The organism is Pseudomonas edaphica (genome assembly GCF_005863185.1).
Taxonomy (GTDB): Bacteria; Pseudomonadota; Gammaproteobacteria; order Pseudomonadales; family Pseudomonadaceae; genus Aquipseudomonas; species Aquipseudomonas edaphica.
In genome coordinates this window covers 1-13519 of record NZ_VBVZ01000114.1, presented here as the reverse complement: position 1 = coordinate 13519, position 13519 = coordinate 1, and the positions used below count along the sequence as shown (strand labels likewise).

11 protein-coding genes and 1 pseudogene are annotated in these 13519 nt (G+C 62.4%); 6 read left to right on the top strand and 6 right to left on the bottom strand.

Going from position 1 to position 13519, the window contains the following annotated elements; all coding sequences use genetic code 11:
• Both FEM54_RS10070 and FEM54_RS10065 read right to left on the bottom strand, forming a co-directional pair.
• Window positions 1–684: chloride channel protein (locus tag FEM54_RS10070; RefSeq protein ID WP_171045818.1), on the bottom strand; the 684-nt coding region annotated here is incomplete at its 3' end.
• A 49-nt stretch (window positions 685–733) separates the two neighbouring features.
• The gene (locus FEM54_RS10065; RefSeq protein WP_138450707.1) at window positions 734–1921 is read right to left on the bottom strand and encodes an MFS transporter; all 1188 of its coding nucleotides are present in this window, start codon (window positions 1919–1921) and stop codon (window positions 734–736) included.
• 117 nt (window positions 1922–2038) lie between these two features.
• Between FEM54_RS10065 and FEM54_RS10060 the strand changes: the two genes are divergently transcribed.
• Window positions 2039–2935 (top strand): LysR family transcriptional regulator, encoded by an 897-nt coding sequence (locus tag FEM54_RS10060; protein WP_099550022.1) that lies wholly within the window; start codon window positions 2039–2041, stop codon window positions 2933–2935.
• Window positions 2936–3027: 92 nt separating this feature from the next.
• Window positions 3028–3870: a DUF2242 domain-containing protein gene (locus FEM54_RS10055; RefSeq protein ID WP_138450705.1), complete on the top strand. Its 843-nt coding sequence runs from the start codon at window positions 3028–3030 to the stop codon at window positions 3868–3870.
• A gap of 1 nt (window position 3871) precedes the next feature.
• On the opposite strand, the gene aceE is transcribed toward FEM54_RS10055, so the two are convergent.
• Window positions 3872–6532, bottom strand: a complete 2661-nt coding sequence (gene aceE / locus FEM54_RS10050) for a pyruvate dehydrogenase (acetyl-transferring), homodimeric type (protein WP_138450702.1) — start codon at window positions 6530–6532, stop codon at window positions 3872–3874.
• A 145-nt stretch (window positions 6533–6677) separates the two neighbouring features.
• Here aceE and FEM54_RS10045 point away from each other — a divergent pair, with 145 nt between their 5' ends.
• The gene (locus tag FEM54_RS10045) at window positions 6678–7148 is read left to right on the top strand and encodes a MarR family winged helix-turn-helix transcriptional regulator (RefSeq protein ID WP_017136473.1); all 471 of its coding nucleotides are present in this window, start codon (window positions 6678–6680) and stop codon (window positions 7146–7148) included.
• Window positions 7149–7289: 141 nt separating this feature from the next.
• Here the strand turns inward: FEM54_RS10045 and FEM54_RS10040 are convergent, their stop codons facing one another.
• A complete protein-coding gene (locus tag FEM54_RS10040) occupies window positions 7290–8291 on the bottom strand; it encodes a transketolase-like TK C-terminal-containing protein (RefSeq protein ID WP_138450701.1) in 1002 nt (333 codons plus the stop codon).
• Window positions 8292–8479: 188 nt separating this feature from the next.
• Between FEM54_RS10040 and FEM54_RS34910 the strand changes: the two genes are divergently transcribed.
• Window positions 8480–8614 carry a hypothetical protein gene (locus tag FEM54_RS34910; RefSeq protein WP_017136475.1) on the top strand — a complete coding sequence of 45 codons (135 nt, stop codon included), beginning with the start codon at window positions 8480–8482 and terminating at the stop codon, window positions 8612–8614.
• 8 nt (window positions 8615–8622) lie between these two features.
• On the opposite strand, the gene FEM54_RS10035 is transcribed toward FEM54_RS34910, so the two are convergent.
• Both FEM54_RS10035 and FEM54_RS10030 read right to left on the bottom strand, forming a co-directional pair.
• Entirely contained in the window at window positions 8623–9657 is a 1035-nt protein-coding gene (locus FEM54_RS10035) for an AraC family transcriptional regulator (protein ID WP_138450699.1), read from the bottom strand.
• A gap of 4 nt (window positions 9658–9661) precedes the next feature.
• Window positions 9662–10792 (bottom strand): carbon-nitrogen hydrolase family protein, encoded by a 1131-nt coding sequence (locus tag FEM54_RS10030; RefSeq protein WP_017136477.1) that lies wholly within the window; start codon window positions 10790–10792, stop codon window positions 9662–9664.
• Between the two features lie 212 nt (window positions 10793–11004).
• Between FEM54_RS10030 and FEM54_RS10025 the strand changes: the two genes are divergently transcribed.
• Window positions 11005–13044 carry an NADPH-dependent 2,4-dienoyl-CoA reductase gene (locus FEM54_RS10025; protein ID WP_138450696.1) on the top strand — a complete coding sequence of 680 codons (2040 nt, stop codon included), beginning with the start codon at window positions 11005–11007 and terminating at the stop codon, window positions 13042–13044.
• 56 nt (window positions 13045–13100) lie between these two features.
• Window positions 13101–13519: pseudogene (locus FEM54_RS10020) on the top strand (1-aminocyclopropane-1-carboxylate deaminase); the annotation flags it as partial.

Sequence of the window (13519 nt, the reverse complement as noted above, 5' to 3'; positions counted from 1 at the left end):
GATCCCTTCAACGTCCAGGTGGCCAAAATAGTTGTAATTGCCCTGCAGGGCGATGGCGACCATCCCCGACAAAATAATGGTGCTGAGCAATACCCCGCTGGTGCGGGTTTCTAGCTTGCGCCCCAACTCTTCTACTGCGAAGGCGACGCCGGCCAGCGGCGTATTGAACGCGGCGGCGATACCGGCGGCGCCGCCGGCCAGGATCAAGTCTTCGCTGCGGATGATGCGTGCATTGGGCAGGTAGCGATGAAAGAAATGCATGATCGATGCCGCCACTTGCACGGACGGCCCTTCGCGCCCGGCAGAGAAACCGCCGGTCAACGCCAGTGTTCCGAGGCCTATCTTGGCCAATGCGATGCGCAATGACACCAGCTTGCTGACGTCCTGTCCTTTGTTGGCTAGGCGAGTAGCGGCGATGACCTGGGGAATGCCACTGCCTTGGGCTCCGGCAAAAAAACGTGTGGTCAGCCACACCACCAGCATGCCCACCAGCGGTGTGTAGAGGAAGGGCATCCACGGATGGGCGCTGGATTGCTCGGCGAACTGAGTGAGCGCCACGTCAGCCAGGCGCGCAAACATCACCACCATCAGCCCGGCGATGGTGGCGCCGGCCCACAGGGTGATCCGGGTGCGCCAACGCAGCGAGGTAAAGCGGCGGCGCAGTGAAATGAACGGTTTGATCACCCAGGTGAATTCCGAATAAGTTTCAGGGTGTTTCAAGATTAACCGTATATCAAGCGCTTGTCCTCGCGATGCGCCGTGTCGCGGCCAATGCCAAAAGCACCAACCCGGCAACCGCCCACGGGAACAACGCCACCCCCGATGTTTGTAGCAACATACCGCCTGCTAGCCCGCCGCCGGCAATTCCCAGATTCCACACCGTCACCAGCATTGACTGCGCTGCGTCAGCCGAGTCGCCGGCAGACTTGGCCAGTGCCGTTTGCAACAGCGCCGGCAAGCCACCAAAGGCCAGGCCCCACAGCGCCACGCTGGCATACACCGCACGGGTGGAGGTCATCCACACGCCCAGTGCCAGGGCCGATACAGCGAACATCACGCAACTGATGATCAGCAGGCGCCGCAAGTGTTGATCAATCAGCATGCCCGTCAGCCAGATACTCAACAGGGCCGCCAAGCCGAATACCAGCAGTATCCGGTCGATGTCGGCGACTATTCCGGCGGGCACCAGTAACGGCGCAATGTAGGTGTAGAGAATGTTGTGCGCGAGCACGTAGGTAAAGGTCACCCACAACACTGGACGAATACCTGGCAGGCTCAGTACCTGGCGCAAGCCCAGGCGCTTTTGTTCCGGCTGGCCGGCGAAGTCCGGCAGTTGCCAGCGCGCCCACACCAACAGCAACAGCGTCAGCCCGGTCATGATTGCAAAGCTCAGGCGCCAGCCCACCGCAGCGCCGAGGAACGTGCCGGCAGGTACACCCAGTGACAAGGCCAGCGGTGCGCCGAGCATGGCCACAGCAATCGCCCGGCCTTGCAGGTGCGGGGCCACCATTCGGCTGGCGTACCCGGCCAGCAGTGCCCAAAGCAACCCGGCGAACACCCCGGCAAAAAAGCGCGCGGCCAGGGTCAGCCCGTAATGGGTGGACAGTGCCGTCACGCTGTTGACCAAGGCAAAGCCGCCGATGGCAATCAGCAGCAAGGGGCGCCGCCGCCAGCCTCGGGTCAGTAGGGTGAGGGGGATGGCCGCGAGTAACGAGCCAAGGGCATACAGGGTCACCAGTTGGCCGACTAACGCCTGTGAAACCTGCAGCCCTTCGCCCATCTGAGGCAGCAGCCCGGCCGGCATGGCCTCGGTGAGAATCGTGATAAACCCTGCGCACGCCAACGCCAGTAAGCCGGCGAGAGGCAGTGCGTCCTTTACGGCCGTGGCGGCCGGGCCGGTAATCGAAGGGCAGTCGCTCATGTTGCGTCTCCATGCAAAAGGTCAGGAGGCAGAGTAGGGGGCTGCGGGTTGCGGAAAAACAGGCTAAGGTTCCGAACTTATCGGACGTCAACGTCCGCAATCAAAAAGGGTAGGGCAATGGACAGTCTGAGCGGCCTTTCGGTGTTCGTGCAGGTTGCGGAAACCCGCAGCTTCACCGCAGCTGGCCGCGTTTTGGGGGTGTCATCTTCGGCGGTGGGCAAAAGCATCGCGCGCATGGAAGAACGCCTGGGCGTGCGGCTGTTTCATCGCAGCACACGCAGCGTCACCCTGACCGGCGAAGGCGCGTTGTTCCTCGAGCGCTCGCGGCGGATTCTGGCCGAGGTGGAGGCGGCCGAGCAGGAGCTGACTGAGGCCGGCGCCACGCCCCGAGGCACGTTGCGCATCAGCTTGCCGCAGGTGCGTGGCCTGTTGATGCCGGTGCTCAGCGATTTTATGCGCGCCTACCCGGACATCGAGCTGGATGTGGATTTTTCTGACCGCATGGTGGACGTGATCGAGGAAGGTTTTGATGCGGTGATTCGTACCGGCAAGCCGGAAGATTCGCGGCTGATGGCACGTCATCTGGGGCATTACCAACTGGTGTTGGTGGCCTCGCCAGGCTACCTGGCGCAATACGGCACCCCGCAACACCCGCAGGACTTGAGCGACCATGCCTGCCTGCGCCACAAATTCTGCGCCACCGGCAAGCTGGAACCCTGGCCACTGCGCCATGTGCCCGGCGTGGCGGAGCCGGTGTTACGTGCGCCGCTGATCAGCACCACCATCGAGTCCCTCAACTATGTGGTGCACGAAGGTTTGGGCATCGCCTGCCTGCCGGACTTCATGGTCAAGGAGGCGGTGCGCCAGGGGCGTCTGCAACGGGTGCTGGATGAGCACCTGGTCCACCGTGGCAGTTTCTGGATGCTGTGGCCCTCGAGTCGCTTTGCCTCGGCCAAGCTGCGGGTGTTTATCGACCATATGTCTGCCGGGCTTTTCCCTGCGCAGGCGGTGTAATAACGCTGTGACGTTTTACCGACAGGAATGTGCGCGCCAACCCTGCGTTCTGTTGCACAATAGCGCCCTGACTGTTTTCCTCAGGATTTTCGATGTCGACATCATTTCACTTGCGTAGCCTCGGGTTGGCGCTGGTGCTGGCGGGCGCTGCGGGCTGCTCGTCACCCAAGACCGCTATTTATGAACATGAGAATTTCGACGACTCCGGTACGTTCTCCCGTGATTACCCGGTCAGCGATGTGGCGGCCTGTGAAGCGGCGCGACGTGCGCTGTTGAGCCAGGGTTACATCATCACCAGCAGCGACCCCAAGCTGGTGGTGGGTAACAAGAGTTTCCAGCAAACCGGCGAAACCCATCTGCAAATCAGCTTCAACGTAGTGTGTGCCGATGATGGCAAAGGCGCCAAGCACTCAACCATGTTCGCCAACGCCTTGCAGGACCGCTACGCGCTGAAGAAGGTCAACAACTCCGCCAGTCTCGGCGTGGGTGTGTTGGGGTCGGTGTCGATGCCGATCGGCTCAACCGATGATTCGATGGTCAAGGTGGCCAGCGAGACAGTGACGGCACCGAAGTTTTACGATCGCTACTTCTCGCTGGTGGATGTGTTCCTGCCCCAGGACGTGAAGGCGGCCGAGCATATTCCAGAGAAGCCCAAGGCTGAGCTGGGCATGCCGGAGCCGAAAGCGGCTGCGCCTGCCGATAAGCCTGCGCCTGCCGATAAGATAGACGCGCCCAAGGACGCTCCGGTAGCGCCCGCCGTGTCGGAACCGCTGGCACCGCCGCCGGAGGCGGCACCGATTGCGCCACAGGCCGAGCCGGCGCCGACCACTGCGCCAACACCTGCACCGGCTGCGGAACCAGCCCCATCGCCGACCAACCCGAACCTGCCGGCGCCGACAGAGGCGATTCCACCGCTGCCAACGCCTGGGCGGTAACTCAGACGGCTACGGGGTTCGTCTTGTCGACGTTTATCCCGTAGCGGCTGATGGCCTCGCTCACCTTGTCACGCCCGATCACGCCGTCATCGGCCAGCGCCTTCAGCGCCGCCAGCACGATGAAGTGGCGGTCCACCTCAAAGAACTCGCGCAGGGTTTCGCGGGTGTCCGATTGCCCAAAGCCATCGGTGCCCAGCGCCACAAAACGGCGGCCGTGTACAAACGGGCGGATCTGGTCGGCGAATAACTTCATATAGTCCGTCGCCACCACCACCGGCCCGCTGTGTCCGGCCAGGCTGGTTTCCACGTAACTCGCACGCGGTTCGTCCTGCGGATGCAGCAGGTTCCAGCGCTCCACCGCGTGCCCGTCGCGGCGCAATTCGGTCAGGCTGGTGGCGCTCCAGACATTACTGGCTACGCCAAAGTCCTTGTCGAGCAGTTGCGCTGCGCCAATTACTTCGCGCAGGATCGAGCCGCTGCCCATCAATTGCACCTGCGCCTGGGGGGACGTGCTCAGTGGATACAAGCCTTTGAGAATCCCGTCCTCCACGCCTTCGGGCATGGCCGGGTGCGGGTAGTTCTCGTTGAGCAGGGTGATGTAGTAGTAAATGTCCTCTTGTTCGACGTACATGCGCCGCATGCCTTCGCGAATGATCACCGCCAGCTCGTAGGCAAAAGTCGGGTCATAGGCGACGCAGCAGGGGATCACCGACGCCAGGATGTGGCTGTGGCCGTCGTCATGCTGCAAGCCTTCGCCCATCAGCGTGGTGCGGCCGGCCGTGGCGCCCAGCAGAAAGCCGCGAGCGCGGGCATCGCCGGCGGCCCAGGCCAGGTCGCCGACGCGCTGGAAACCGAACATCGAATAGAAAATGTAGAACGGCACGGTCATCAAGCCGTGATTGCTGTAGGACGTACTCGCCGCAATCCACGAAGAAATAGCCCCGGATTCATTCAGGCCTTCCTGCATGATCTGTCCGTCTTTGCTCTCTTTGTAGTAGCTCAATTGCCCGGCGTCTTGTGGGGTGTAGAGCTGGCCGACGGCGGAATGAATGCCGATCTGGCGGAACAGGCTCTCCATGCCGAAGGTGCGCGACTCGTCCGGCACGATGGGTACGATCAGCTTGCCCAGGTGCGGGTCTTTCAGCAGCGTGCCGAGGATGCGCACAAACGCCATGGTGGTGGAGATGGCACGCTCGCCGGTGTCTTTGAGTTGGGTGGCAAAGGCGCTCAGTTCGGGAATCTGCAAGGCCTCGACTGCAGTGTGTCGTGCTGGCACATAGCCGCCCAACGCCTGGCGACGGGCAGCGAAGTAGCGGGCTTCTTCGCTGTCGGCGGCGGGCTTGAGGTAAGGGATTTCGTCGAGTTGGTCATCGGCCACTTCCAGGCCGAAGCGGTCGCGAAAGGCTTTTACTGCATCAGCGCCCATCTTCTTCAACTGGTGATTGATGTTCTGGCCTTCGCCCGCTTCGCCCATGCCAAAGCCCTTGACGGTTTTGGCCAGGATCACCGTCGGTTGGCCCTTGTGGCGCACGGCAGCGGCGTAGGCATTGTAGACCTTGTCCGGGTCGTGGCCACCGCGTGAGAGTTTCCAGATATCGTCGTCGGACATGTCGGCAACCAGTGCCAGTAATTGCGGGTATTTGCCGAAGAAATGTTCACGCACATAGGCGCCGTTCTGGGATTTGTAGTTCTGGTAGTCGCCGTCCACGCACTCCATCATGCGTTGTCGCAACAGGCCGCTCTGGTCCTTTTCCAGCAGCGCATCCCAGCCGCCGCCCCAGATCACCTTGATCACATTCCAGCCGGCGGCGCGGTACAGGCTTTCGAACTCCTGGATCACCTTGGCATTGCCACGCACCGGGCCATCCAGGCGCTGCAGGTTGCAGTTGACTACAAAGATCAGGTTGTCGAGCTTCTCGCGGCCGGCCAGGGAGATGGCCGCCAGGGATTCCGGCTGGTCCATTTCGCCGTCGCCCAGAAACGCCCACACCTTGCGGCCTTGGTGTTGCTTGAGGTCACGGAACTCCAGGTAGCGCATAAAGCACGCCTGGTAGGCGGCGGTAATCGGGCCCAGGCCCATCGATACTGTCGGGAACTGCCAGAAGTCCGGCATCAGCCGTGGGTGCGGGTAAGAGGACAAGCCCTCGCCACCGGCCTCGCGGCGGAAGTTGTCCAGCTGCGCTTCGCTGATGCGGCCTTCGAGGTAGGCGCGGCCGTAAATGCCCGGGGAGGAGTGGCCCTGGATGTACACCAGGTCGCCGTCGAAGGTATCGGTTCGGCCACGGAAGAAGTGGTCAAAGCCTACGTCGTACAGGACGGCGGCCGACGCGTAGGTCGCAATATGCCCACCAACACCCGAGTGTTTACCCGCACGCAGCACCATCGCCATGGCATTCCAGCGAATAAACGCATTGGTGCGCCGCTCGATGGCCAGGTTGCCGGGGTAGGGCAATTGGCGGTCAACCGCGATGGTGTTGACGTAAGGCGTGGTCACCCGCCCGTAGAAGTCACCATGGCGTGCAACGTCGAAATCCAGCAACTGATCAATCAGGTAGTGGGCACGCGGGCGGCCTTCGGTGGACAGCACCGATTCGATGGACTCCAGCCACTCGCGGGTTTCCTGTGGATCGTCGTCCCGTCTTACTGCGTTATTGGGGGTCATGTGAGGCTCCAGGGTAGGCGGATTTCAAGCAGCGGGCTCCTTGTGGGAGTTGCGCAAATGTAATTGCAATTGCAACTACATGACTGAATCTAGCGCGGGATGAGCTACTATTGCAACCTTCTTGAAATTCCCCGGATGGTGTTGCATGTCGTCGAAAGAGCCAGATGTATGGTTCCGTTTTGTCAGGGCCCACAGGACGGTCATCCGAGAAATCGAACGCCGCCTGGCTGCAGCAGACCTGCCGCCCTATGCCTGGTATGACGCGTTATGGGGCCTGGAAAGCGGCCCCGACGGCACACGGCGCATGCACGAATTGGCCGATGTGCTGGCGATTGAGCGCTACAACCTCACACGCCTGGTAGACCGCCTGGAAAAGGACGGCCTGGTAGTGCGTTCACGCTCCGACGGCGATGGCCGCGCAGCGTTTGCCTCGATCACCGAGGCCGGCCGGGTGTTGCGTAAAAAGATGTGGAAAATCTACGAAAGCACGGTGGATGAGCTGTTCCTGTCGCAAATCGAGCCTGAGCAGCGCCAGCTGTTTGCCGATACCTTGGAGCGCACTGCGGGGTTGGCGGTGGAGGCGGGCGTGCAAACCCGCAGTCGACGCAAGGCCTGAGGTGCAATGCGAGCTTGTGTGGGAGCTGGCTTGTCGAATCGTCGCACCGCTGCGATAGCCTCACCGCGGTGTACCTGACACCTTGAGGTGACTGCATCGCAGGCAAGCCAGCTCCCACATGTTTGACCGCGTGCCCATGCATCACAGTGGATACCGACGCATCGCCGTTTCGACCTGCTCGACACCAATACGGCCTTCATCGGCCAACGCCCGCAGCGCACACACCACAATCCAATACCGACTGGGCGCAGAAACCTGCACCGACCCCGCACCCAACCCGACAAACCGCGCCTGCACATACGCCGCCAACTGATCGACAATCGCCTGCGGATAGCCGGTCACGGCAATCACCGGCGCGCTGCTCCCGGCCAGGCACTCATGCAGATGGCAGCTTTGCCGGGCAGCCATCGGGTGCAGGCGATTCCAGCGCTCGGCCGCCGCTGCCTCACGGGCCAGCCGCGTGTAGCTTGGGCAGCTCCATACCTGCGCCGTCACGCCCCAATCCTGTTCAAGCAATTGCGCCGCGTGGGTCACGTCCTCGAGCGCTCGGCCCGCACCCAGCAAGCGCACCTCCCCAGTGTGAGTACGCTGGAGCGGGTACATGCCCTTGAGCGCGTTTTCACGATCCTGCTTATCCAGCCTCGCTGTGCGCTGTTGATCATGCAGCGCGAGGTAATAAAACCCCGGCTTGCCGTCGACATACAGCGCGCGAATCCCGGCCAGCACAATCGCCCGGGCTTCTTCGCCGGACGCCGGGTCATACGGCGTGCAGTGCGGGTTGGTCGCCAGCCAAAACGGCAGCGACGGTTGCGCGCCCCTGGGCCAGGCAGAGGGCTGGTTCTCGACGTCGTTGCAGAGGATGCCGCGCTGCGTGGCGGCCTGCGACAGCCCACATAACTGCGCCGACGATGCTGCACGGTGCAGGTACAGCATGGGTTTTTCGCCGGTATTGCGCGCAAACCAACTGGGCCAGTTGCCCACACGGCGGCTGCGTGACTGGCCACGAATCACCCAGGCCTGTCGGCTGAATTCCAGGGTATTGGCCATGTTCATGACCGTGTACAGCGGCGAGCCGGGCGGCGGGGCGGCACTGCTCAGCGCATCGATACAGCGCTGCGCGGCTTGGGCGGTAGAGACAGGCATGGTCGAGGCTCCTTGCTGCGAAGTCTCGTACCCTAATGGAAATCTGTTATTGATTGCAAATGCAATGATTGCAATAGCACCTCAAGATTCCGACGCTAAATCGATCCAACCCTGCTACGTTTTATCTTGAAGTGCAGGAACGTCATGGCGCCGACATTTTTTCGTCATCACGGCACTTTAGGCTGGGCTTGCAGGTCATTTATCTGCAAGCGCTTTTAACCAAGAAGGAGTCCGCCATGGACGAATACCAGGAAGAACTGCTGGAGTACCACGCGTTTGAACTGGATCCGCTGGATCCGGCCGATGACGCCACCGAGCTGTAACACCGACTTCAGGCGGAATGCCGCTGACTGCGGCGAAATTCCCCTGGGGTCTGGTTGTTCCACCGCCTGAAGGCCCGCTGAAAGGCTTGGGCTGAGGCAAAACCGAACAAGTAGGCGATCTCGCCGAACGCCAGTTCCGTGTCGCGAATGTAGGTCATGGCCAGATCGCGGCGGGTATCGTTGAGAATTGCGCGAAACTGCGTGCCTTCGTCGGCCAGTTTGCGCCGCAGTGTCCAGGTTGGCAGCTTCAGGCGTGCCGCCACTTCTTCCAGGTCGGGTTCCCGGCCGCCATTGAGCATCGGCCCGAGCAACCTTGTAATGCGCTCGCGCAGGCTGCGGGTGCGGGTGAGCTGCTCCAACTCCTGTTCACATAACTTCAACAACAGATGCCAGGTGCTGGGGCAATGCTGCGGGTTACGCAGACTCAGGGTTGGCTGGTTGAGGCGCAGTTGGTTGGCCTCGGCACCGAAATGCACGGGGCTGTCACCCAGCACGCGGTACTGGTCGCTGTACTCAGGGGCTTCAAACTCGATGTCGATGCGCTGGGCCTGCACCGGTTGTTGGGCCAGGCTCGACAATTGCTGCAGCCAGCCGGCGATGATCGAGTCCACCACAAAGCGGTTGTAGGCGTTGTATGGGCTGATGGAATAGAAGCGCAGCCAAGCGCCTTCGGCGTCCTCATGAAAGCTCGACTGGCCACGATAGTTGGAGCCGTACAGCGCTTCAAACCGCGTCAGTGCGCGCGCCGCTTCGCGTACGTTCGGCGCCTGTGCGGCGGTGACGCCGGCCAATCCCGCCTGGCTCAGACGGCTCAATTGACCCATGCGCAAGCCCAGGCCGGGGTCGCCGGTCAGTTGGATGGCGGCGTGGCCCAGGCGCATATAGCGCGGGATCGACAGGCGCGCCCCGGCTTCGGCAAGGCGCGCCGGGTCCAGGCCGTATTGCAGCAGCAGCGGTTGCGGGTCCAGGCCGTGGCTGTGGACGGCGTCGGCCAAGGACTGAACAAAGCCCACCGACAAGTCCCCAAGACGCACCGGCTTCACGGCGTTACAGCCAGATATTTAGCAGGCGCGCGCCACGGGCGTCGTTGCCCGCCGTGACGTGCCCGTCGTTGCTGAGGAAGCTGTGCCCGGCGGTGCCCAAGTCCCAGAACTGCCCACGCAGGAACACACTCATGCCGGCGCTGGCCTGGCTGATGGGCTGCTGGCTGATCAGGGTGAGGCGGCGCCAGGCTTCGCCTTCGCTGAGTTCTTCGGGCTTGAGGCTGATTTCCGGCGGCGTGGACACGCTTTTAAAGCCGCGCCATGGGCGGTCCCAGGTGTCGCGGCCGGTGACGAAGGCCGGCACGGCCACCAGTTGCGCACCTTGCTCGTTGAGCTTGCGGTAATTGTCCGGGTACCAGCTGTCGCTGCCGATCAGGATGCCCAGGCGCCCGGCCGGGGTGTCGACCACGCTGACGATATTTTCGTCACCCGGGGCGATAAACCCGCGCTCATCGTAAATCGGGTAAAGCTGGCGCTGTGGCTCGCCGATGGGCAGGCCATCGGCCGCAAACACCACGCTGGCGTTGTACAGCGCGCCATGGCCAATGTGCAGTTGGCCCTGGCTGACACTGGGGTTGGGCAGCGCGATGGAGCCGGCCACCAGGGTCACGCCGAATTCTTTGGCCAGGCCGCCGAACAGCACTTGATAGTCGCGTGCCATGGCCGGTGCCTTCATACGCAGGTAGGCGTCGTCCATGCGGTTATCGCCTTTGGCGCTGATCCAGGCGCGGGCAAACTGCAACGGGTTGCTGGCGGACAGCCAATTCATGGCGTCCTTGAGGTGAGTGGCCTGGTACAGCTCATTCTTTTCGCCGCTGAGCATCAGCCAGGTGCCGATATGTTCCGGCAGCACGACGACGGTCTTGGCGTTGATCAAACCTTGGTCGCGGGCCTTTTGCAGGTAGGCCGAGAGTTTCAGGTGCAAGCGTTCCAGGCTCTGGTAATCAGCAGGGAACAGCTCGGGTTGGATGCCCAGCAGGTTGCCACGGTCGGCGGGCTCGCCTTCATTGACGGCCAGGGTGATACGCAGGTCCGACAGGTAATGCGCCACGGGGCGCTCCTGGGTCCAGACCAGATACGCGGCGATGGCGGCAACCAGGGCCATGGAGACGGTGAACGCTAGAAGTTTACGCATGGGGCAACAGACAACAGACCGTGTGCAGGGTTCGCCGACTAGGGTAGGGCTGATGCACCGGCTTGCCAAGGGGCACTGTGCATTTGGATCAATAACTTGTCAGTTACGGTCATTGAGCGGTCGTCCATCGCCTCTTAGTCTGTGGGACATAAACCGATGGCAAGCCGTTCGAGCCTGCCACGTCCCGTGATGATCCGTTGTGGAGCTGTACCATGACCGCTGCTGCCTACCCGCACCTGCTGGCCCCGTTGGACCTGGGTTTTACCACCTTGCGCAACCGCACCCTGATGGGCTCGATGCACACCGGCCTGGAAGAAAAGCCCGGCGGCTTCGAACGTATGGCCGCCTATTTTGCCGAGCGCGCCCGTGGCGGCGTTGGCCTGATGGTCACCGGCGGCATCGGCCCGAACGATGAAGGCGGCGTATATGCCGGTGCCGCCAAACTGACCACCGACGAAGAAGCGCAAAAGCACAAGATTGTGACCCAGGCCGTGCACGCAGCGGGCGGCAAGATCTGCATGCAGATCCTCCACGCCGGTCGTTATGCCTACAGCCCCAAGCAGGTGGCGCCGAGCGCGATCCAGGCGCCGATCAACCCGTTCAAGCCCAAGGAGCTGGACGAGGAGGGCATCGAGAAGCAGATCCAGGATTTCGTCACCTGCTCGCTGCTGGCCCAGGTGGCCGAGTACGACGGCGTGGAAATCATGGGGTCCGAAGGCTACTTCATTAACCAGTTCCTCGCCGCCCACACCAACCATCGCACCGACCGTTGGGGTGGCAGCTACGAAAACCGCATGCGCCTGGCCGTGGACATCGTGCGCCGGGTACGCGAAGCAGTAGGTCCGAACTTCATCATTATCTTCCGCCTGTCGATGCTCGACCTGGTGGAAGGCGGCAGCACCTGGGAAGAGATCGTGCAACTGGCCAAGGCCATCGAAGGCGCGGGTGCGAGCATTATCAACACCGGTATCGGCTGGCACGAAGCGCGTATCCCCACCATCGCCACCAAGGTGCCACGTGGTGCGTTCAGCAAGGTCACCGCCAAGCTGCGTGGCGCGGTGCAGATTCCGTTGATCACCACCAACCGCATCAACACCCCGGAAATAGCCGAGCAGATTCTGGCTGAAGGCGATGCGGACATGGTCTCGATGGCGCGCCCGTTCCTGGCCGACCCGGAGTTCGTCAACAAGGCCGCTGCCGGCCGCGCGGATGAAATCAACACCTGCATCGGCTGCAACCAGGCCTGCCTGGATCACACCTTTGGCGGCAAGCTGACCACCTGCCTGGTCAACCCGCGTGCCTGCTACGAGACCGAGCTGAACTACCTGCCGGTCAAGCAGATCAAGAAAATTGCGGTGGTCGGTGCCGGGCCTGCGGGGCTGGCGGCGGCCACCGTGGCGGCTGAGCGCGGCCACCAGGTGACCCTGTTCGATTCGGCCAGCGAGATCGGCGGCCAGTTCAATATCGCCAAGCGCGTGCCGGGCAAAGAAGAGTTCTTCGAAACCCTGCGCTACTTCAAGCGCAAATTGCAGACCACCCACGTCGAGCTGTGCCTCAACACCCGTGTGGATGTGGCGCAACTGGCGGCGGGCGGTTACGACGAGATCATCCTGGCCACCGGCATTGCGCCGCGCACGCCGGCGATTCCGGGCGTCGACAACGCCAAGGTGCTGAGCTACCTGGATGTGATTCTGGAGCGCAAGCCGGTGGGCAAGCGCGTGGCGGTGATCGGCGCCGGCGGCATCGGCTTCGACGTCTGCGAGTTCCTCGTGCACGAGGGCGTGTCCACCAGCCTGGACCGCGAGGCGTTCTGGAAAGAGTGGGGCATCGACACCCAACTGCAAGCCCGTGGCGGTGTGGCCGGCATCAAGCCGCAACCCCACGCACCGGCACGTGAAGTGTTCCTGCTGCAACGCAAGACCTCCAAGGTCGGCGACGGCCTGGGCAAGACCACCGGCTGGATCCACCGCACTGGCTTGAAGAACAAGCAGGTGCAGATGCTCAACAGCGTTGAGTACCTGAAGATTGATGACGATGGCCTGCATATCCGCATCGGCGCCGAGGGCGAACCGCAGGTGCTGGCAGTGGACAATATCGTCATCTGCGCCGGGCAAGACCCACTGCGCGAACTGCAGGATGGGCTGGTCGCAGCCGGCCAGAATGTGCACCTGATCGGCGGCGCCGATGTGGCGGCCGAACTGGATGCCAAGCGCGCCATCAACCAGGGTTCGCGTCTGGCTGCCGCGCTGTAAAATGACCCAAGGGGCGGTGTTAGACTACCGCCCCTTTTTCATTCAGATATCCCCCGATGGGTCCCTTCGACTGGTTTCCCCAGGCACCGCTTGAACCGTTGCCGCTCGGCTGGCTGAACGGGGTCGAGTTGGCCGTGCTGCGCCTGGACTGCATCGATCCACTGATCAGCGGCAACAAGTGGTTCAAGCTCACCCAGCACCTGGCCAATGCGCAACAGGCCGGTGCCGATGGGATCATCAGCCTGGGCGGCGCTCATTCCAACCATCTGCACGCGTTGGCGGCGGCCGGCAAACATTTTGATTTCCCCACCGTCGGCCTGTTGCGCGGCCACCCTCAAGACACGCCCACCATCCTTGATCTGAAAGCCTTCGGCATGCACCTGCATTGGCTGGGGTACGGCGGTTATCGTGCGCGTCACGACGCCGGTTTCTGGCGGCCATGGCGCGAACAGTATCCCCATTTTTTTTCTGTTTT